This is a genomic window from Kribbella soli, from assembly GCF_004331345.1.
Lineage (GTDB): Bacteria > Actinomycetota > Actinomycetes > Propionibacteriales > Kribbellaceae > Kribbella > Kribbella soli.
In genome coordinates, this window is record NZ_SJJZ01000002.1 from 69,251 (window position 1) to 90,416 (window position 21,166).

Annotated in this window: 16 protein-coding genes; 10 read left to right on the forward strand and 6 right to left on the reverse strand. The window is 67.4% G+C overall.

All coding sequences use genetic code 11. From position 1 onward, the window contains the following. Positions 1-33: 33 nt before the first annotated feature. A complete protein-coding gene (locus E0H45_RS14480) occupies positions 34-1,962 on the forward strand; it encodes an acyl-CoA dehydrogenase family protein (RefSeq protein WP_131337863.1) in 1,929 nt (642 codons plus the stop codon). Between the two features lie 28 nt (positions 1,963-1,990). Here E0H45_RS14480 and E0H45_RS14485 read toward each other — a convergent pair whose 3' ends face one another. Next, positions 1,991-2,749, reverse strand: coding sequence for a DUF4118 domain-containing protein (locus tag E0H45_RS14485; RefSeq protein WP_238155002.1), 759 nt, complete (start codon positions 2,747-2,749; stop codon positions 1,991-1,993). A gap of 55 nt (positions 2,750-2,804) precedes the next feature. On the opposite strand from E0H45_RS14485, the gene E0H45_RS14490 reads away from it, so the two are divergent. The 6 genes from E0H45_RS14490 (at position 2,805) to E0H45_RS14515 (ending at position 10,032) form a co-directional block, all read left to right on the forward strand. Continuing rightward, on the forward strand, positions 2,805-4,850 hold the full coding sequence (locus tag E0H45_RS14490) for an APC family permease (protein ID WP_202872341.1): 2,046 nt from the start codon (positions 2,805-2,807) through the stop codon (positions 4,848-4,850). 56 nt (positions 4,851-4,906) lie between these two features. After that, entirely contained in the window at positions 4,907-6,310 is a 1,404-nt protein-coding gene (locus E0H45_RS14495; RefSeq protein ID WP_131337864.1) for a sensor histidine kinase, read from the forward strand. Next, complete coding sequence (locus E0H45_RS14500) at positions 6,307-6,984, forward strand: response regulator (RefSeq protein WP_131337865.1); 678 nt, start codon at positions 6,307-6,309, stop codon at positions 6,982-6,984. Before E0H45_RS14495 ends, E0H45_RS14500 begins: the two co-directional genes overlap by 4 nt. A 157-nt stretch (positions 6,985-7,141) precedes the next feature. Next, positions 7,142-7,654 carry a DUF2461 family protein gene (locus E0H45_RS14505; RefSeq protein WP_202872342.1) on the forward strand — a complete coding sequence of 171 codons (513 nt, stop codon included), beginning with the start codon at positions 7,142-7,144 and terminating at the stop codon, positions 7,652-7,654. Between the two features lie 343 nt (positions 7,655-7,997). Beyond that, the gene (locus tag E0H45_RS14510) at positions 7,998-8,978 is read left to right on the forward strand and encodes a phosphotransferase family protein (RefSeq protein ID WP_131337867.1); all 981 of its coding nucleotides are present in this window, start codon (positions 7,998-8,000) and stop codon (positions 8,976-8,978) included. Positions 8,979-9,138: 160 nt separating this feature from the next. Then, positions 9,139-10,032 (forward strand): aminoglycoside phosphotransferase family protein, encoded by an 894-nt coding sequence (locus E0H45_RS14515; protein WP_238155164.1) that lies wholly within the window; start codon positions 9,139-9,141, stop codon positions 10,030-10,032. A 20-nt stretch (positions 10,033-10,052) separates the two neighbouring features. Here the strand turns inward: E0H45_RS14515 and E0H45_RS14520 are convergent, their stop codons facing one another. Further along, positions 10,053-13,307 (reverse strand): NACHT domain-containing protein, encoded by a 3,255-nt coding sequence (locus E0H45_RS14520; RefSeq protein WP_131337869.1) that lies wholly within the window; start codon positions 13,305-13,307, stop codon positions 10,053-10,055. A gap of 490 nt (positions 13,308-13,797) precedes the next feature. Between E0H45_RS14520 and E0H45_RS14525 the strand changes: the two genes are divergently transcribed. Continuing rightward, positions 13,798-14,991: an alpha/beta hydrolase gene (locus E0H45_RS14525; RefSeq protein WP_165546470.1), complete on the forward strand. Its 1,194-nt coding sequence runs from the start codon at positions 13,798-13,800 to the stop codon at positions 14,989-14,991. A 400-nt stretch (positions 14,992-15,391) separates the two neighbouring features. Beyond that, the gene (locus E0H45_RS14535) at positions 15,392-16,819 is read left to right on the forward strand and encodes an alpha-amylase (protein WP_131337872.1); all 1,428 of its coding nucleotides are present in this window, start codon (positions 15,392-15,394) and stop codon (positions 16,817-16,819) included. Between the two features lie 227 nt (positions 16,820-17,046). On the opposite strand, the gene E0H45_RS14540 is transcribed toward E0H45_RS14535, so the two are convergent. From E0H45_RS14540 to E0H45_RS14550, 3 genes are read right to left on the reverse strand one after another with little or no spacing between them, the layout of a single operon-like run. Beyond that, positions 17,047-17,817 carry a MerR family transcriptional regulator gene (locus E0H45_RS14540; RefSeq protein WP_131337873.1) on the reverse strand — a complete coding sequence of 257 codons (771 nt, stop codon included), beginning with the start codon at positions 17,815-17,817 and terminating at the stop codon, positions 17,047-17,049. Between the two features lie 15 nt (positions 17,818-17,832). Next, entirely contained in the window at positions 17,833-18,594 is a 762-nt protein-coding gene (locus E0H45_RS14545; protein WP_131337874.1) for an ABC transporter permease, read from the reverse strand. Continuing rightward, positions 18,591-19,361, reverse strand: coding sequence for an ABC transporter ATP-binding protein (locus tag E0H45_RS14550; RefSeq protein WP_131337875.1), 771 nt, complete (start codon positions 19,359-19,361; stop codon positions 18,591-18,593). The genes E0H45_RS14545 and E0H45_RS14550 overlap by 4 nt, the downstream gene beginning before the upstream one ends. A gap of 116 nt (positions 19,362-19,477) precedes the next feature. Here E0H45_RS14550 and E0H45_RS14555 point away from each other — a divergent pair, with 116 nt between their 5' ends. After that, on the forward strand, positions 19,478-19,972 hold the full coding sequence (locus E0H45_RS14555; RefSeq protein WP_238155003.1) for an RNHCP domain-containing protein: 495 nt from the start codon (positions 19,478-19,480) through the stop codon (positions 19,970-19,972). On the opposite strand, the gene E0H45_RS14560 is transcribed toward E0H45_RS14555, so the two are convergent. Beyond that, positions 19,929-21,140, reverse strand: a complete 1,212-nt coding sequence (locus E0H45_RS14560; protein ID WP_238155004.1) for an MFS transporter — start codon at positions 21,138-21,140, stop codon at positions 19,929-19,931. The two genes, E0H45_RS14555 and E0H45_RS14560, sit on opposite strands and share 44 nt — an antisense overlap. Positions 21,141-21,166 lie beyond the last annotated feature (26 nt).

Genomic DNA, 21,166 nt, shown 5'->3' on the forward strand with positions numbered 1-21,166 from the left:
GTAGTACGAGTCCCCAGGCGAGGAGCGATACCCGTGACGGCTACGACGCGGCAAGTCGGCGAGCGTGAGGCCCGAGAGGTTGCCGAGGCGGCCCGGGAGACCGAGTGGACCCGGCCGAGCTTCGCGAAGAAGCTGTACCTCGGCGACTTCGACCTGTCCCTGATCCACCCGCAACCGCACGCCATCGCGGCCGACGACGCTGCCCGGGGCGAGGAGTTCATCGCCCGGCTGGCGGCGTACTGCGCGACCCTCGACGGCCTGCTGATCGAGCGGGAGGCAAAGATCCCGGACGAGTACGTGCGGGGCCTCGCGGAGCTGGGGGTCTTCGGGATCAAGATCCCTACCGAGTACGGCGGCCTGGGCCTGCCGATGTCGTACTACGGCAAGGCGCTGATGCTGGTCGCGTCGGTGCATCCGAGTGTGAGTGCGCTCGTCTCCGCCCATCAGTCGATCGGCGTGCCGGAGCCGGTGAAGATGTTCGGGACCGACGAGCAGAAACAGCGGTTCCTGCCTCGCTGCGCTGCCGGTGCGGTGACCGCGTTCCTGCTCACGGAGCCTGATGTGGGTTCGGATCCGGCCCGGCTCGCCTCGACCGCAACCCCGACCGACGACGGTACGGCGTACCTGCTCGACGGTGTGAAGCTCTGGACGACGAACGGCGTCATCGCTGAGCTGGTCGTGGTGATGGCACGGGTACCCGAGCACGACGGCCAGCGGGGTGGCATCAGCGCGTTCGTGGTCGAGGCTGACTCGCCGGGGATCACGGTGGAGAATCGCAATGCCTTCATGGGGTTGCGCGGGATCGAGAACGGTGTGACCCGTTTCCATCAGGTCCGGGTGCCGGTCGAGAACCGGCTGGGACGGGAGGGCGGCGGTCTGCGGATCGCGCTCACCACGCTGAACACGGGCCGGTTGTCCATCCCGGCGACCACCACTGCGGCGGCCAAATGGTGCCTGAAGATCGCGCGCGAGTGGTCCGCGGCGCGCGTCCAATGGGGTCGGCCGATCGGCGCCCACGCGGCCGTGGCCGAGAAGATCTCGTTCATGGCGGCCACCACGTTCGCGCTCGAGGCGGTGCTCGACCTGTCGGCGAACCTGGCCGACGCGGGCACCAAGGACATCCGGATCGAGGCGGCGCTGGCCAAGCTGTGGGCCAGCGAGATGGCCTGGCGGATCGCCGACGAACTGGTGCAGATCCGCGGTGGACGGGGGTACGAGACCGCCGACTCGCTGGCGGCCCGGGGCGAACGGGCGGTGCCGGCGGAGCAGATCCTGCGCGATCTGCGGATCAACCGCATCTTCGAGGGCTCGACCGAGATCATGCATCTGCTGATCGCCCGGGAGGCGGTCGACGCCCACCTGTCCGCGGCGGGCGACCTGGCCTCACCGGACGCCGATCTCCAGGCCAAGGCGAAGGCTGCGGTGAACGCGAGCGGGTTCTACGCCAAATGGCTGCCTCAGCTCGCCGTCGGCAAGGGATCTGATCCCAGGTCGTACCGCGAGTTCGGGCCGCTCGCGAAGCACCTGCGGTACGTCGAGCGGTCGTCGCGCAAGCTCGCGCGGCAGACGTTCTACGGCATGGGGCGGTGGCAGGCGAAGCTCGAGTACCGGCAGGGCTTCCTGGCCAGGATCGTGGACATCGGCGCCGAACTGTTCGCGATGGCCGCATCCTGTTCGCGGGCCGAAACGCTGCGCGCCAAGGACGCCGCTCAGGGCGAGTCGGCGTACGAGCTGGCGGCGGTGTTCTGCGAGCAGTCACGGCTGCGGGTCGACCACCTGTTCGAGCAGCTGTGGAGCAACACTGACGACGCCGATCGACGGCTGGCTCGGCAGGTGCTCGATGGGAAACACAGTTGGCTGGAGGACGGCATCGTGGATCCCTCCGAGGGAACCGGCCCGTGGATCGCCGAATGGCAGCCCGGCGAATCGAAGACGGAGAACAAATCACGCCGCTACCGCTAGCTGCTCAGCTGGCGTCGTCTGATCGGGCTCAGGGCAGGTGGTTGTCGGTTGCGAGGGCGGCGCCGACCTGGTCGGCCAGAGCTACGGCCACCTGGCGTTGGGCGGTTGAGGGGCGGGCGACCCGGGTGGACGCGACGAGGACGAAGCGGCCTCGGGTGATGCCGTCGTGCTGGGTGCGGAGTTCGATCTCGCAGTCGGTCGGGAGTCCGTGGCGTTCGACGTCGAGGTCGCGGCCCCGGCGTACGACGGTGCCGTCGCGGACGATCGCCGCAGGGGCACCATCGCGGGTGTCGGTGTCGAACTGGCAGTCGTCGATGCCGAGGATGTCGACGAGTTGGTCGGCGACGTGGGTGATCAGGGTCTCGATGCGCGAGCTGCCGGCGGCGACCCGGCCGGCTGTCTGGACGACGCCCTGCAGGTAGCCCGCCTGCTGACTGGCGCGGGCTTGTTGCCGGCGTCCCCAGAGTGCGACTTCGGTGACGGCGAGGCCGACCAGTGTGAGCAGTACGGCGGTCTCGATGTCGGCCTGCGATGTGATGGTGAACTGCTGAAATGGCCGGGTGAGGAAGAAGTCGAACCACAGGGTGCTGGAGAGTGCGGCGACGATCGCGGCCCAGCGTGGCCCGGTTGCGGCGGCAGCGACGACGAGCAGCACGAGCACCAGTGCGGCGTTGGTGTTCTCGATCCGGTCGCGCAGCGGAACGATCGCCGCGCACACCGCGCAGGGAACGATCGCGGCCGCGACTCCGATCGCCCGCTGCCGCATCCGCGGTGCCAGTTGGAACATCACAGTGCTCATCCTGCCGGTGGGCTACCACCCCAGGCGCTAAGAACGCGTCAAGATGCAGGTGCCGGGCGTCAAGACGGCGTCAAGACCGGGCGCCGACCTGATCGGGCGACGGTTGGCTGGTCGCGTGAAGGTCATGGAGCTGCCGAAGCGATTCCTGGTCGGGCGACCGCTGCGTAGTGAGCGGCTGGGCGACACGTTGCTGCCCAAGACGCTCGCACTGCCGGTGTTCTGCAGTGACCCGCTCTCCTCGAACGCCTACGCGACCGAGGAAATCCTGCTGATGCTCAGCCTCGGCGGATTGACGCTGCTGCACCTGACTCCGTGGATCGCCGCCGTAGTCGTGGCGTTGCTGATCGTGGTCGTCGCGTCGTACCGCCAGACCTGTTATGCCTACCCGAACGGCGGGGGCGCGTATGCGGTGAGCCGGGCGAATCTCGGGCGGAACGCGTCGCTGGTGGCCGCCAGTGCACTCCTGGTCGACTATGTGCTCACAGTCGCGGTTTCGGTGGCGGCGGGTGTTCAGAACATCGTGTCGGCGGTTCCGGTGCTCGGTCCGCATGCGGTGCTGGTGTCGATCGTGATGATCGCCCTGCTCGCGGTGGTGAACCTGCGTGGTGTGAAGGAATCGGGTACGGCGTTCGCGATCCCGACGTACGGCTTCATCGCGGTGGTGCTGACGATGATCGTTGTCGGGCTGGTGAAGATCCTCACCGGTGACGCGCCGCGCGCGGAGTCGGCGCCGTACGGGATCACCCAGGCGTCGCACGCGACCGGCCTGGTCGCGGTCCTGATCGGAATGCGTGCCTTCGCGTCCGGGTGTACGGCGCTGACGGGGGTCGAGGCCGTGAGCAACGGTGTCCCGAACTTCCGGCCGCCGAAGAGCAAGAACGCGGCCGGCACGCTGGCGATCATGGGGTCGATCACGGTCGCGATGTTCGCCGGTATCACCGCGCTGGCGATCGTCTCGCACGTCCATGTCGCCGATGATCCGGCCCGGCTCACCGGTACGCCGGAAGGGTACGAGCAGCGCACGGTGATCGCGCAGGTCGCGGGCTCGGTCTTCGGCGGGTACCACTCGATCGGGTTCTTCGCGGTGCAGGCGTTCACCGCGGCGATCCTCATCCTGGCCGCGAACACGGCGTTCAACGGCTTCCCGATCCTGGCGTCGCTGCTCGGGCACGACGGGTTCCTGCCGCGGCAGTTCTCCCGGCGTGGCGACCGGCTGGTCTTCAGCAACGGCATCGTCATCCTGTCTGCGCTCGCGGGTCTGCTGATCTGGGTGTTCGATGCGAGTACGACGAGGCTGATCCAGCTCTACATCATCGGGGTGTTCGTCTCGTTCACGCTCAGCCAGGCCGGCATGGTCGTGCACTGGACCCGCTTGCTGCACGGGGATGTGCTGTCGCCGGTCCGCGCGCACCTGTCGCGGTCGCGGGCGATCAACGCGCTCGGTGCCGTCTTCACCGCGGTGGTGCTGGTCGTCGTCCTGATCACGAAGTTCACGCACGGCGCCTGGATCGTCGTACTGGCGATGCCGGGCCTGTTCCTGTTGATGAAGGGGATCCGGCGGCATTACGACAAGGTGGAGGTCGAGCTCCGCCCGAGGCCTGGCGGTACCACGCTGCCACCGCGGGTGTTCGCGATCGTGCTGGTGTCGAAACTGCATACACCGACCCTGCGGGCGTTGGCCTACGCCCGGGCGACGCGCCCGACGACGCTGACGGCGGTGACAGTCAGTACCGACATCGACGCGTCTGATGCGTTGCTGCAGGAGTGGAGTGAGCGGGACATCCCGGTTCCGCTGAAGGTGCTGCATTCGCCGTACCGCGATGTGACCGGGCCGGTCCTGGACTATGTGAAAAATATTCGCCGGACGAGTCCTCGTGATCTGGTGGCGGTGTTCATTCCCGAGTACGTCGTGGGGCACTGGTGGGAGGCGCTGCTGCACAACCAGAGCGCGCTGCGGCTGAAGGCCAGGCTGCTGTTCCAGCCGGGGGTGATGGTCATCAACGTCCCGTGGCAACTGGGGTCGGCAGAGGTGCTCGAGTCGCGGCGCGTGGACACGGAGGCGGAGCACGCCCCGGCCGAGCGTGTCTGAGCCTGCGTCGTGCCCGTCCGGCGCTGTCTCGGGCCGTGCTGTGCCAGAGTTGAGCCGTGGTGGAGAAGGACGAGCCTGCACGGCGGGTGACGCGACCCTCGGGTCTCAAGAGACGCGTTTGGGCAGGACTCGGCCTGGTTGTGGCCGGCCTGCCGGCCCTGACGGTTGCGCTCGTCCCGATCCGCGACAGCCTTGCACTCGAGAGCGTCCTGCTGCTGTACCTGCTCGCTGTGGTGTTGATCGCGGTGACCGGCGGTCTCCTGCCAGGTGTGACCGCGGCGTTCGCGGCGGTGTTGCTGGCGAACTTCTTCTTCACCACGCCGTACCACACCTTGGTGGTAGACCAGCGCGACAGCATCATCGCATTGTTCGTGTTCGTATTGGTCGCGGTGACTGTGAGCGTGACGGTCGAGGTGGCCACGCGGTCCCGCATCGCGGCCGTGCGGAGCCGGAGCGAGGCGGAGGTGCTGTCCCGGTTGACGACCGAACCGGTGTCGGACGCTTCGCTGATGGCGGTGCTGGAGGAGGTGCGGGAATCGTTCGGGATGGAGTCCGTCGCGTTGATGGAGCGCCACGGCGACATCGATCGCGTGGCGGCGTACGCCGGGCGGCCCTTGCACGGCAACCCGGTCATCTCGGTCCCGGCCCGCGACGGCCTGCGCCTGGTTGCCGAAGGCCCTGAGTTGTTCGCGGAGGACCGGAAGCTGCTGACCCGGCTGGCCGCCGCGGCGGCACGGGCGTGGGAAGGCCAGCAGCTCGCCGGTGAAGCAGCCCAGGCGCGGCAGCTCGCCGAGATCGACCGGCTCCGCGCGGCACTGCTCGCCGCCGTCGGCCACGACCTGAGGACGCCGCTGGCCGGGATCAAAGCGGCTGTGTCCAGCCTGCGCCAGCAGGACGTGACCTGGAGCCCGGCTGAGCACGACGAGTTGCTGGAGACCATCGAGGAGTCCGCTGATCGTCTCGACGACCTGATCGCGAACCTGCTGGCCATGAGCCGGTTGCAGGCAGGGGCGCTGTCGGTCGACGTCCGGCCGGTCGTGCTGCAGGAGGTCGTGGCCAAGTCCTTGGTCGGTGTTCCGGTGGATGCCGTCGTTCTCGACGTACCGGACGATCTTCCGCTGGTCCTCGCCGATCCGGGGCTGCTGGAGCGCGTGATCGCCAATCTTGTCGACAATGCCCGCCGTTTCTCACCGAGCGGTGTGCCGGTTCGGGTCATGGCCTGGGCGGACGATTCCGCGCATCTCAGCGTGGCCGACTCCGGACCGGGGGTTCCGGCGGCGGACCGGGAGCGGATGTTCACGCCGTTCCAGCGACTCGGCGATCAGCGCTCCGACACCGGCGCCGGTCTCGGCCTGGCCATCGCCCGCGGCTTCAGCGAAGCGATCGGGGGCTCGCTCAACCCGTCGTCGACCCCTGGCGGAGGCCTCACAATGACCGTTCAGCTGCCGTTGATGCCATGAGCAAGGTTCTGATCGTCGACGACGACCGGCAGCTGCTGCGGGCACTGGCCATCAATCTGCGCGCTCGCCAGTACGAGGTCGAGACCGCGGCTGACGGCACCTCGGCGCTCGACGCCGCGAGCCGGCGGCCACCGGACCTCGTGATCCTCGACCTCGGCCTGCCCGACATGAACGGCGTCGAAGTCGTCTACGGACTCCGCGGCTGGTGCACGGCACCGATCATCATCTTGTCCGCCCGCGAAGGCCAGGCCGACAAGGTCGAGGCGCTCGACGCCGGGGCGGACGACTACGTCACGAAGCCGTTCGGCATGGACGAGTTCCTGGCCAGGGTCCGTGCCGCACTCCGCCGTACGACGCCCACGACCAGCGGGACCGCGACCGTTCAGACCGACGCCTTCACCATCGACCTCGCCGCGAAACAGGTCACCACCGCCGACGGACCGGTGCGACTGACACCCACCGAGTGGAACCTGCTGGAAGTCCTCGTCCGCAACACCGGCAAGTTGGTCAGCCAGAAGCAGTTGCTCCAGGAAGTCTGGGGACCGACGTACGAGGCCGAGACCAACTACCTCCGCGTCTACATGGCGCAACTTCGCCGCAAGCTCGAACCCGACCCCTCGCGCCCCAATCACCTCATCACCGAACCGGGCATCGGCTACCGCTTCCAGCCCTAGCGCGGCGGTTGCGCTGGCTAAGCTGGCTGTTGTGACTGGGGACTTCGAAGGCTGGCCGCGGGGTGCTTTCGATGTGTTGTTGCGGCTTGAGGGGGAGCCTTCGGCTGGAGTCAGGCGGGAGTGTAGGCGGGATCGGGAGGAGCTGGTTCGGCGGCCGATGATCGACCTGCTGAACGTGGCGGCGGATGCGGATTCGGCGTACGAGGACTTTTCGGTCTGGGGGTACGGCGATGTGTTGGTGAGGGCCTGGCAGCGGCAGAGTGCGATTGTGCGGCTGGCTCGGAACGTTGAGCTTGGGGTTCGGTTCGATCTGGATGGGTTAGAGGTCGGCTTGGCGTGGTGGTACGCGCCGTCCGCACAAATCGAGCGTTATCGCGCTGCGGTGGCGGATGCTGGGTCTGGGCCGCGGTTGGCCGCCATTCTGCGGAAGCTTGAGCGGGAGGGTTTCGAGATCTCGGGCGACCTGCTGAAGCGGCCGCTGCGGGGCTATCCCGTTGACCATCCGCGAGCGGAACTGTTGCGGCACAAGTCGGTGATCGCAACCCGGCCGCTCGGCTGTGAGGAATGGATTCACACCTCCGCCGCGGCGGACCAGGTGCTCGCCGCGTTCTACCAGTTACGTCCGCTGGCACGCTGGCTGGTCAAGAACGTGTCGCAGGCGAGGCCATGACGTCGCACAGGGTTGAGTTTCGGTTGTCGGAGAATCCGTGGGCGCCGACTGCGGTCATCGAGGAGGTGAACGCGCGCACGGGTAGCGGGCTGGTGCTGACCGGGCTGCCTGACCAGGTGGGCGGTTCGAGCAGCGCGGCGTTTCTCGAGTGGGCCGATGGGCGTGAGTCCGCGGGACCAACTGCAGGAGTGGTTGCCGAAGGCAAGCGCCCGCCGGATGACGGTCGGGGCGGCAGCGCCGCATGCATTAGGCTGCGACATCGAGCGCGCCCCGCGATCGCCGTGCTCAGTCGCAACCCGCCCACCGGAGGGACTCGAGGATCCCGCGGACCACGAGGAGGTCCATGACAACGAACGTGATCAATGAAAGCCCGTTCGCTGACGATGTGCGCGCCGTGGCTGCGCACTACGGTGTGACGGTGAAGGACGTGGTGCCGGCTCCCACTCAGGGCCAGGTGAACCTGACGGTCTTCCTCGGCAGTGAGCTGGTCCTGCGCATCCCTCGCACCACCAGAGCAGCGGAGTCGCTCTCGAAGGAGGCTGAGGTCATTCCGCTGGTCCAGGACGCGGGCGTGCCGACTCCTGAACTCGTCAGCTACGACTCGACCCTGCGGGTCGGGAGTGTGCCATACATGGTCCTGCAGCGAGTGCATGGCGCGACCCTGGCGGATCAGGCGCCCGATCCGAGCGGGCGACGGCGCGTGCTCGGATCCCTCGGCGAAATCCTGGTGACACTCCACCAGGTCCGGCTCAGCAGTGTCGGGCCCGTCAGTGCGATCCCGGCGCCCTTCACGTTCTCACCACCCGCGTTGCTCCGCCGGCTCACGGAGGCGGGCGAGATCGGCAGTGCCCAGCACGACTGGCTGCTCGAGCGATTCGCCCTCCTGCATCCCGAAGGTCCGTCGCAGGCGGATCCGGCGCTGCTCCACCGCGACGTGATCCCGTCCAACGTGATGGTCAACCGCGAAGGGCGGGTCACGGCGCTGCTGGACTGGGGCTGTGCCGAATGGGGTTCTCCGGCTCGTGATCTCGTCGGCCTGCCGATCCGGGCACTGCCCGACCTGCTGTCCGGGTACCGAACAGCGCTCGGGGTCGCTCCCTCGGGGGACGACCAAGACGGTGACCTGGCTCTCGAGCGCGACGCGCTTTGGTACCACCTCTACCTGGCGTTGGCACGACTCCTCAAGGAGCCGTCCACGTCGGAGGATCGAAACTGGGCGGCGCCGCGCAGTGCGACACTCCTCGACATCCTCGCGTTCACGTCCGGCGCGGCGACGGAACCCTGGCCCGTGCTCCTCCGTCGAATCTCGCCGAGCTCGGTATGACGTGACCACTTGAGGTACGGGCAGACCGCCCCGCGTCCTCCTGACCTCGCGCTGAGGCCAGCATCTTCCGAAGGGGTCAGTTTCGCCTGCCGTCGACTGGCGGCATGTCAAGATGAGAGAGGCCCTCCTTCAGGTCCCTCCGGACAGGAAGGGCGTGGAGATGTCGCACAGGGTTGAGTTTCGGTTTTCGGAGAATCCGTGGGCGCCGACTGCGGTCATCGAAGAGGTGAATGCGCGCACGGGCAGTGGGCTGGTGCTGACCGGGCTTGCCGATCAGGTGGGCGGTTCGAGCAGCGCGGCGTTCGTTGAGTGGGCCGATGGGCGTGAGTCCGCGATCACGCGCACTCGTACGCCGTTGGCGGTGATGCGGCAGACGGCGGGTGTGCTGAACGACCTTCGGCGGCAGGGACTGCCCGTTCCAGCGCATCAGCTCGTGCTGGAGCTTTCTGATGGGTACGTCGCTGTTGTGCAGGAGAGGTTGCCCGGCCGTCATGTGGACTCGCTCAACTCGACCACGGCGGCCGCGTTCGTCGCGATGAACGAGCGTTTCGCCGGGGTACTACGTGACCATCCACAGGTCCCGCGGCCGAGAGCCTTTCCCGACGTGACCTTGGGGTACGGCGCGTTCGAGCACACGGTCGGCCATCTTGGTGAGCGTGGTCGGCGGCTGCTGGGGCGACTGCTTGAAGTTGACGGTGGGCGTCCGTTTCGCATGCAGGGCGATGATCTCGTGCACACCGACTACACGCCGGGCAACGTGCTGTTCGATGACGCCGGCAATGTCAGCGGTGTCGTTGACTGGAATGCCGGCGCTGTCCGAGGCGATCGGCACTACGCGCTCCTCGGGCTGCACTGGGGCAGCATCGGCCGGAGGACAGTCGGAGCCGAGGAGGTGAAGCAGGTCGAGGAGAAGCTGGCCCAGCTCAGCCCGGCGACCAGACGCAGCTACGAGGCGCACTGGATGGTCGATCAGGTGCACGAGTCCATCCTGAAAGGCTTCCAGCCCGAACGCATCGAGGCCGACCTGGCACGCGCTGAGAAGACACTGGGTTGAGACTTGGGGCATCGTTCGGGTCACACGAGAGAGGTCTGTACCGCGCTGCAGTAGGACTTGATCAGGGATGGGGTGGCGGCGGCGTTGGAGGTGGCGGCGCTGTGGGCGGCGCGGGAGAGTTCGGCGATGGCCCAGTGGCCTCCTGGGTCGATGGCCATCGCTGTCAGCATCTCATCGAGATCTTCGTCGTCGGGGATCGCGAGGAGTTCGGTCAGGGCTTCCTGAAGTTTCTCGCGCGCCAGCAGGATCTGGCGGGCGTTGTAGCGACCGAAGTTGCGGTAAGCAACGAAGCTCGCAGTGTCGAAGAACTGGTTGAGGGTCGACTCCCGCGGGTACGTCGGGTACCGCTCGTGGAATGCGAGCAACGACGCGGGCATCTCCTTGGCCAGACCGGGCTTGGCGTACCAGAGGACGCCGACCGGGGTCTCTTCGGTGAAGGATCCCGCGCCCTTGGTGAAGAACCCGATGTTGACGGTCCGCGGCGAGTACGCCGGGACGCGCGAGCCGCTCGGCGCTGCCCGGAGGGGGTCGAGACTGATGTCGATCCGGATGTCGCACTCGCTGGGCGCGATCGCGATGGCCTTGCCGAGTGAGCTCGTCGCGTCACCCGGACCGGAGTCGGCGTCGACGCAGACGATCTCGGTGATTTCGGGGATGCGGAGCAGTTCGACGAGTCCGGTGTTCTCCCAGTGCCCGCCGTCGGTCAGGTAGAGGTAGGGGTCGTCGAGGTCGTGGATCCCGAAGAACTCCTTGAACAGGTAACCGAGCCCGGTGCGGGCGTACGGCAGGTCGGTGTCCACGCCGGTCTGCGTGTCCAGGCCGGCGGCCTCGAGCTGGGTGATGAAACGCGGGTTGGCGATCCACACGCCGAGCCGGATGTTGAAGAAGGCCAGCAGCATGCTGGTCGGGCCGATCTGGTACCGCCCCATCGCGGGGGAGACCGCGGCGCTGGAGATGGCGACTGCCATCATCGTCGTGATCCGTTTGTGCAAGCTCTTGCCGAGCCGGTCGAGCACGCGTGTGGACGCGGCGAACTGCAGGGTGTTGCCGCGCCCGTCCTGAGGCAGATGCAAGATCGTCCGCTCGGGGTCGAACGTCACGCTCAGCGCCGGGGTGCCGTAGCGGGAACGGACCGCACGCGAGGTCACGGTGCTGGTCGTGCACACCACCAGCGGCGTACGCGGCACCGTCTCGTCGTAGTTGAAGGCGGACAAGCCGGGTTCGCAGTTGGCCTCGTCTGCACCAGGGACGTCGTTCTCGTACGGGCGGACACTGAGTTCGTCCTGTGCGTTCTCGGTCCGGTACGTCGCGTAGGCCAGACGCAGCTTGCCTCGATAGAAGGGCGCCAGCGACCAGCTTTCCGAGCTGGGCCCCAGGATCACAACAGTCAGGATCGCCAGCGCGAGGATCCAGTTCCAGCCGGATTGCCAGCTGACCAGATCGTGCCTGGACCAGGTCACCTCGTGCTCGGCAGCGGTCCACGTCGCCAGCGCTGTCAGACCCAGCGCGCCCACGACGAAGGCAATGCCGCCGAGCATGGGCGCGAAGCGCGCTGCCGGCTTCCTGAGAATGCGGACGACCGAGCCGACGACACCGGCGCTCGCACCGGCTGCAGCGACCAGCGTGGGCAACGACAGATGGGCGACCGCGCCGACTAGCTCGACGAAGCCCCACAATGTCAGTGCGAGGAACGCCCCGAGGGCGAGCGCGCTGTATGACGCCCGCTTCAGCGTCTGCAGCGTGACGCGCGCCACCGGTTGGTTCTGGGCGTAACCGACGAGAAACTGACCGGCGAGGACCCAGAGCATCAGGACGACGAATCCGGCGGCGAGGAAAATGAGCCCGGGCAGCGCGAGCCAATGGTCCTTGACGAGCTCATGCATCGCGTCCTTCGGCAGGTCGCCGCCCTGGCCCGTGAGGCTGCGCAATGCCCAGCCCACAGGCTGTGTGATTGCCCAGAGCATGCTCAGCAGCACCAGCACATTGACTGCCAGCCCGGCGATGACCGTCGCGAACACAGCTGGCCGGTACGACGCCTTGGTGGAAGTCTGACTGCCCTCGGGCCCGGATTGCCTGGTCGCCTTCGCAGCGGCCGGATCCGTGTCGGATCCTCGAGGCTGGTTCGACCCGAGGTACCCGAGGTTGTCGACCAGATGGCGCTCCTCGGGGGTGAGCCATCCGTTGTCCTGCTGTTGCCACGGACTAGGTGCCAGCTGGCTGAGGCTCGCTCGTTCAAGGCTCTCGGCATCCGGCGTCGGGAGGCCGGATCGCGAGATGCTCCAGCCGGCCGCCATGTTCGATCCACCGGACACAGCGGTGACCGCGCGGGCCCCGGACCAGCCGAGGACACCATCGTCGAGTGCCTGGAGTGCGCCGAGGCTGATCGACGACGCCCGGATGCCGCCGCCGGAGAGGGCAATGCCATACCTCGCAGCGCCGGGCGGGGGCGCGGTGCGTTCCGTCTGGGTGCCCTCTGCGGATCGGTCGACCTCCTCCGAAGGCTTCGCCTTCATACCGGCCGCCTTCCGGGCGTACGTCGGCAGCGCCCAAGAGGCGAGCCTGACCCAGCGTGGCGTCGACCACCACGCGAAGGCGCCTGCCGCGGTGTAGACGATGACGACGAGGAGCAAGGTGAACTTGGCCCAGGCGCAGACCGAGGCTAACCGCCACGACCCGTTCGACGACCCCGCGGTGAGCATGAAGATGTTCTCGGCAACGTCGAAGACGCCCGCGACGACGACTGCGATGACCACGGTGGTACGCGCCCGCCGTAGTGCCGGCAGCCGGAAGTACTTGCCGGCCCACGACGCCAGGAACGCGAGCAGGACGACGTAGGAGACGATGAACCAGAAGTCCTGTTGGACTGCCTTCGTGAAAGCTTGGTCGCACGCGCAGGCCGTCCATGCCTCGTTGCTGCCGGCAAGCTCGATCTCGACGATCGACGTCGCCTGACCCTTGAGGCTTGCCGCATCACCGAAGTGTGCAGCGACAAGAAGGCCCAGGATCACTGCAAGCCAGCGCAGTCCGGCGCTCACGCGGGGCTCCATATCAGGGGCCGCGAACAGAACGACCACCAGCAGGATGACGATCGCGAGGAGCGTGACCCAGAGCGCCTGAGACCCGACGTCGTCCCCGGTACGGTCGCCGAGAAACACTGCGCCCAGCACGAGGACGGCGATGCCCGCAAGCAGCCAAATCACCCGCCGCCAGTAGTGAAAGGAGATATCCGTCTCCGGTTCGAGTCCACCAGTCGGCGGATCCTGAAGAATCGCCATTTCCCCTACCCCCGGTTCATCAGCACCAATGCGTGCGGACACTCGAGATGACTCCTCGCACCCATGAGAGGCCGCAGAACGGCGGCTGATACGGACGCCTGCACAATTCGTTGCTGAATGGTTACTGACGGGGGCCGCTACGACGAAGCACGCGCATTCACGCCCGACCGACCTGCGGCCGGATTTCGGTCTTGCCGGCTGGTTGAGGCGGGTGCCTACTGGTGTCGTGGGGTGGGTTGGTGGGGTCTTGGGTTTGGTTGCTGTGCTGGGACTCGGCTCGTGTTCGTCAGATCCAGGGTCAGCGGACATCGAGTGGGGGGACTGCTCGGCCGTTGCTGACGCGGGCGGGACGAATCTTCCTGCGGACCGGTTTGAGCTGCGGTGTGGTGTTGTGGAGGTCGACCTCGACCCTGCGCACAAAGCGGCTGGGACGGTCGGGGTGCAGGTCATTCGGGTTCATCGGTCGGGAGGGGCCGCTAGCAAGGATCCATTGCTGCTGATCGCCGGTGGGCCCGGGCAGTCCGGTGTCGATTACGCGGTTGTTGCGGCCGGTCTGCTGCCAGAGACCGTGCTAGACCGGTTCGACCTCGTCGGGTTCGATCCGCGCGGCGTCGGGCGCTCGCAGGCCATCCGGTGTGAGCACACCGATACCGGTACTCCGACGTTCGCAGACGTGCTGACCGACGTGGGGTATGCCCGTGCTGCCGGCGTGATGCGCGGGATCACTGACGAATGCGCTGCTGCGCTGGGCTCCAAGGCGGCCTTGTTCAGTACGACGGCGACCGCTGTGGACATCGACCGCATTCGTGCAGCTCTTGGCCAGTCGACGCTCACCTACCTGGGCTGGTCCTACGGCGCAAAGCTCGGAGCAGAGTACGCGCGGCTCTACCCGGACAAGGTGCGTGCCGCCGTACTCGACGCTCCGACCGACCCCGGCACGACCTGGATCGAGACCGTTGAACGCCAGCTCGCCGGCTTCGAGGGGGCGTTCGATCAGTTCACGGCCTGGTGCGCGACACAGGACAGTTGTGACCGGTTCGGCAATGTGCGCACGTTCGTCGGCGGGCTCGTCCGCAAGGCGCAGGAGTCGCCCATCCCGAGCCGTCGGCCGGCTGACGACGTACCGACGTACGGCGTCGATGTCATCGATGCTGTGGTTGCGTCCCTGTACGACGACGCGCGCTGGGCCGATCTTGCCGACGGACTGCGGGAGGCCGCTGACGGTGACTCGGGCACTCTGCGGGAGTTGGCCGACGCCGGCCGCGGGGACCAGGACGCCGACGACGCCCTGCTGGTCATCAACTGCAATGACAGCGCGCCGGGGCCGAGCGAGGGCGAGATCAGGGCGGCCGGCGTCCGGTTCGCCAAGCAGTTCCCGTTGTTCGGGGTCTGGGGATCGTGGCAGCTGTTCGGATGCGCGTTCTGGCAGTCGCCTCGGCACACCTTGCAACCGCCCGTCGCGGCCACGGAGCATCCGATCGTCGTCGTCGGGACCCGTCACGACCCCGCGACGCCGTACGGCGGGGCTGTCGCGATGGCCGCGAGCCTGGGCAACGCGGAGTTACTGACCTGGGAGGGTCAGGGACATACCGCAGTCGGCCGCAATGACTGCATCAATCGTTATGTCGCCGACTACCTTGCGTCGCTGACGGTGCCGCCTCACAACGCACGCTGCCCAGCCTGAGGCGGTGTCGGCCAACGCTCAGTAGCGGATGGCCGGCGCCGCGGCGGTCAGGCGTCTGCTTGGCCGAGGGAGTGGAGCTTGGCGAAGGGGGCGACGACTCGCAGGAGTCGTCCGCCTCCGAAGTCGATGATGACCGTGCCGTCGGCCTCGACTGAGTGGACCCGGCCGAGTCCCTCCCTGTCGTGAGACACCCGCTCACCGACTTCGTAACTCTTGAGCGAGTCGGAAACCCGGGCCTGGAAAGGACTGGTGGACAGGTGACGACGCGTCGTCGCGCGATAGGGCAGCATCAGACCTCCAGTATGCGCCGTTCCCGGCGACTGTGCGACACGGGAACCCCTCGGAGCCACCGGCCGCCGTGGTTTGATGAGGGTGCCCACCGCCCCGAGGGAGCCTCATCATGCGCAAATTACTGGTCCTGTTGCTGGGTCTGTCGATGGCCGGGTTGAGCGGGGCGAGCGCGCAGGCGGCGCCGACGGGGGAGCGGGACGTCATCGTCCAGCTGTTCGAGTGGAACTGGACGTCGGTCGGGCGGGAGTGCGGCCAGGTGCTCGGGCCGAAGGGGTACGGCGCGGTGCAGGTCTCACCTCCGCAGGAGCATGTCGTGCTGCCGGGGTCCGGGTATCCGTGGTGGCAGGACTACCAGCCGGTGAGCTACAAGCTGGACAGCACCCGCCGCGGCACGCGCAGCCAGTTCGTTGCCATGGTCAACAGTTGCCACGCGGCCGGTGTCAAGGTGTACGTCGATGCCGTGATCAACCACATGACCGGTGGCTCGTCGGGCGGCACCGGCAGCGCGGGGTCGTCGTACACGCACTACGACTACCCGGGGACGTACCAGACGCAGGACTTCCATCACTGCGGACGCAACGGGAACGACGACATCGTCAACTACGGCGACCGGTACGAGGTGCAGAACTGTGAGCTCGTCGACCTCGCCGATCTGGCGACCGGGACCGACTACGTGCGCGGCCGGATCGCGGCGTACCTGAACGATCTGCTGTCGATCGGCGTCGACGGGTTCCGGCTGGATGCCTCGAAGCACATGCCGGCCGAGGACATCGCCGCGATCAAATCCCGGCTGTCGGGTTCGGCGTACCTGTACCAGGAGGTCATCTATGGGGCCGGTGAGCCGATCACCCCGGACGAGTACGTCGGGAACGGCGACGTACTGGAGTTCCGGTACGGGAAGGACCTCGCCAAGATCTTCAACACCGAGCGGCTCGCCTATCTGAAGACGTTCGCGGAGCCGCTGGCGTCGGATCGTGCGGTGGTGTTCACCGACAACCACGACACCCAGCGTGGGAGCGGCGTACTGACGTTCCGCGACAACGGCCGCTACGCGATGGCGAACGCGTTCATGCTGGCCTGGACGTACGGGACGCCGAAGGTGATGTCGAGCTACGAGTACACGTCGAACGACGAGGGACCGCCGTCGACGAGTACCGGACAGACGGTCGACACGACCTGCTTCAGCAACCGCTGGCGGTGCGAGCACGAGTGGCGGGTGATCGCCAACATGGTCGGCTTCCACAACGCCGTACGAGGAACTGCCGTGACCGAGTGGTGGGACAACGGCAACGACGCGATCGCGTTCGGCCGCGGTGACAAGGGCTATCTCGTCCTCAACGACGAGAGTTCGGCGCTGACCGGCCGGAGCTTCCACACCCAGCTTCCGGCCGGCGTGTACTGCGACGTCTTCCACGGCGACTACTCGGCGGGCAGTTGCACCGGTCCGACGTACACCGTCGACTCGTCCGGCTGGTTCAGGGCTGACGTCGCCGCCTCGGACGGCCTGGCGCTGCACGCCGCCGCACGAGTTTCGTAGGGCCTCACTTCTCGTTGCAGTTGAACTTGAGGTCGTCCGGGTCGTACGTCTCGTACTTGCTCGTCTGCCACGTGATCGCTGCGGCGGCACGGATCTTGAAGAAGTGCTCCTCGCTCGAGCACCTGTCGCAGGCGCTGTCGGGTTGATCTCGGCTGCCGAGCGGCGCGAGATCGGGCGCTCCGACACTCCAGCCGCTCCGGATCTGATCGGCCGGAACACCTGACCCGTCAGAGTCGGTCCAGGGGCACGTGCTCGATGCGGGTCCAGCCCTTCCAGCCTCGTTCCTCCAGGAGCGCCAGGATTCGCTCGGCGCCGGGGGCGGCTTCGAGCATGGCCGAGTCCATCAGGCGCACCAGGTCGTCGTCGAGCCCGTAGCCGCCGGTGGCACCGGCGTGTACGGCGGCGACCATCAGGCTCTCCAGGAGGTCGACGATCTCGACGATCCGCGGGCTGTCCTCGGACCAGTCGAGCGCCTCGTTCACGATGCCGTAGAGCTTCACCATGTCGGGATGCTCCAGCGCTTGGTGCTTCTGGACGATGACGTCGTCGATCAGGTGCGGGACCTGGGCGGCGATCATGATCCAGGCGTCGCGTTCGAGTTCGATGTACTGCTCTCGCATTCCGATCTCGCGGAGCCGGTCGAGGTAGTCCACGACGCTCTGGGGGAGGGCCAGGTGTTCGCCGGCGGCGAGTCTGGCAAGGCGTTTGCGGGTGTCCTGCAGCCGCCGGATCTCGGTGCGCAGTTGCTTGTCGATCTCCTCGACGCCGTCCGTGAAGTCGTCCGGGGCGGCGTCGAGGAGCTCCTGCACCCGGGCGAGCGGTACGCCGGCGTCCGCCAGGGTATGGATCCGGATCAGCCGCACGACCGCGCCGGCGTCGTACGCCCGGTACCCGGAGTGGTCGCGCTCGGGCTCCGGCAGCAGGCCGATCTTGTGATAGTGCCGAACCGCTCGCACCGTCACCCCGGCGTGCGCCGCCAGCTGGCTGATCGTGAGCATAGGTCCCAGCCTGCCTCAGGCGATCTTCCGGCGGTAGGCAGCCACTGCGAAGGCATAGGCGACGACGAGGATGCCGACGCACCACGCCATCGCGGTCCAGATGTCGTTCCCGACCGGTTGCTGGGCGAACAGGTTGCGGATCGTGTCGACGATCGAGGTGACCGGCTGGTTCTCAGCGAACCAGCGCACCGGGCCGGGCATGGTCTCCGTGGGCACGAACGCCGAGCTGACGAACGGCAAGAAGATGAGCGGGTACGCAAAGGCGCCCGCCCCTTCGACCGTTGACGCGGAGAGCCCCGGGATCACGGCGATCCACGTCAGGGCCAGCGTGAACAGGAACAGGATGCCGGCGACAGCGAGCCAGTCCAGCACGCTCGCGCTCGAGCGGAACCCCATGAGCAGGGCGACACCCGAGACGATCACCAGCGAGATCAGGTTGGCGACCAGCGAGGTGACCACGTGCGCCCAGAGCACGCCCGACCTTGCGATCGGCATGGACTGGAACCGTTCGAAGATCCCGCTCTTCATGTCCATGAAGATCCGGAACGCGGTGTACGCGACGCCGGACGCGACCGTGATCAGCAGGATGCCGGGCAGCATGTAGTTCACGTACGCGTCCGTCCCGGTGTCGATCGCACCGCCGAAGACGTACACGAACATCACCATCATCGCGATCGGCGTGAGAACGGTCGTGATGATCGTGTCCACGCTGCGGGTGACGTGGCGCAGACTGCGTCCGGTGAGGGCGCCGGTGTCGCTGAAGAAGTGGGTGGTCATGCTCGTTCCTTGGTGATTGCGAGGAACACGTCCTCGAGGGTCGGCTGCTTCTCGACGTACTCGACCTTGGCGGGCGGGAGGAGCTGCTTGAGTTCGCTGAGGGTGCCGTTCACGATGATCCGGCCCTGGTGCAGGATCGCGATCCGGTCGGCCAGCTGCTCGGCCTCTTCCAGGTACTGCGTGGTGAGCAGCACCGTCGTACCGTGGCCGGCCAGCTCCTTGACCGTCTGCCACACCTCGATCCGCGCCTCGGGATCGAGCCCCGCGGTCGGCTCGTCCAGGAAGATCACCGGCGAGTTCCCGATCAGACTCATCGCGATGTCCAAGCGGCGGCGCATTCCGCCTGAGTACGTCGCTGTTCTCTGGCCGGCCGCCTCCGTCAGAGAGAACCGGTCGAGCAGGTCGTCGGCGATCGCACCGGGATCCTTGACGTGCCGGAGCTTGGCGACCAGCACGAGGTTCTCCCGGCCGGTGAGGATCTCGTCGACCGCGGCGAACTGCCCGGTCAGGCTGATGGATTCCCGGACGTCGGCCGGGTGCGTGGCGACGTCGAAACCGTTGACGGCGGCCGTCCCCGCATCCGCCTTGAGGAGGGTGGAAAGGATCCTGATCGTCGTGGTCTTGCCCGCCCCGTTGGAGCCGAGCAGGGCGAAGATGCTTCCCCGCGCGACGTCGAGGTCGACGCCGCGCAGGACCGCTTTCTTCCCGTACGCCTTCTCCAGACCCTGCACCCGAATCGCCGGGCCGGCGGTCGATTGAACTGTCATGCCCACCAGCCTGCAGGGTTGACCCAGCGTCAAGGTCAAGCTGCCCCGGGCGGTTATTTGGTTGACGGTGGCAGACGCGGGCTGGTCTGCTGTGGGGACGTGCGCCGGATCAGCCGGTGCGGACCGGGAGGAGGGAAGCGTATGTCTGCTCTGTCCTGCAGCTTTGCTCTGAAAGGTTCTTCGGTTTGGCATTCGCACGTTCGTTCAGCTGTGAACATTGCGGCGTAGAGGTCTCCCTCGACGCCCCCGGAACTACCCATCGCAATCATTGCCCGAGTTGCTTGTGGTCGCGTCACCTCGACCGCAACGTTCCGGGTGATCGCAAGGCCGACTGTGCCGGCGGCATGGAGCCGATCGCGGTCACGGTCCGCGGTGAGGGCCGCTGGGTCCTCATCCACCGGTGCACCAATTGCGGGCGTCTCCGCCTCAACAAGACCGCCGGTGACGACAACGTCCTGCTCCTGATGCGGCTGGCAGCTCTCCCGCTGACCATGCCGTTCATCCCGTTCGCGGCCGAACCCGAGCCCGCGAGCAACGGCAACGGCAACCACTCCAAACCCCGTAAGCCTAGGGCTCGCAAGAACGCGACCGGCGAGGCGAGACCGGCGTGAAGCGCGTAGGCAGGAAGTGGATGGCGGCAAGGGTGAGGCCTGCCAAGGTGCAGGCGGTGGCCGCGCTCAGGATGAGTGGGGTGTAGCCGATCGCGGTGACCAGGGCAGCCGCGCCCAGTGGGGCGACGGCGAAGGCGAGGGTGGTCGGCGTGCCGAGCAGGCCGGCGATCGTCGCGTAGCCCTGGTCGCCGTACCGGTCGAGAAGGATGGCCGGCTTGGCGATTGACGCGACCCCGAACCCGGGGCCGAACGCGATCAGGCAGCCGGCGGCGCCGGCCGTGCTGTGACCGGCGGCAGGCAGGATGGCCAGGGCGATGCCTTGGAGGGTGATGACGGCGGCGCTGATCGATGTCATCGGCAACCATCGGCGGAGGACGGAGACGGTGATCCGGCCGGTGACCGAGAGCAGGCCGAGCAGGCCGGCGAGGGTGGCGGCGGTGGTGGGAGAGTGTCCTAGCTTCGTGAGGTAGGTGACGAGGTGTACGCCGATGATCGCGAGGGCGACACTGTGGAGGACGAACACGACTGCGAGCAGCCAGAAGCCGGTGTCGCGAAGGACGCGGGCTGGTGAGGTGTGCGGTTCATGAGTTGCGCGGCGCGTGTTGTCTGGTCGAGTGCCACGCAGGGCGAGGAAATGCAGGGGGATGGTGGTGACGGCGAGTACGGCGGCCAGGACGAGGAGAGCGCGCCGCCAGCCGAGGGCATGGACGAGCTGGCCGGTCAGCGGAATGAAGATCGAGCTGGCGAATCCGGCCACGAGGGTGATGGCCAGGAGTGCGGCGGTACGGCGTCGTGGTTCGGTGACTGCGACGACGACGGCGAACGCGGGTGGGTAGAGCACCATCGCCGAGCCGATGCCGATGGCAACAAAGGCGGCGTACAGCTCGATCGTGTTCTCGGCCTGCGACCAGGCGAGGACGGCGACGCTGGCGATGACCGAGCCGAGGCTCATGACCCCGTGGCCGCCGCGGGCATCGAGCAGGCGGCCCACAGGCACGGCCAGGACGGCGCTGATGAGTGAGGCGAGGGTGAGGGCGCCGGTCGCGGCGGTGGGGGAGATGTGCAGGTCGTTGCGCATCGGTTCGAGCAGGGCGCTGAACGCGTAGTACAGGACGCCGTAGCTGGCCGTGGTGGTGATCGCGAGCGCTGCGATGACTTCGCGTCGCAAGCCACCACGACCCGACCCGGCAAGGC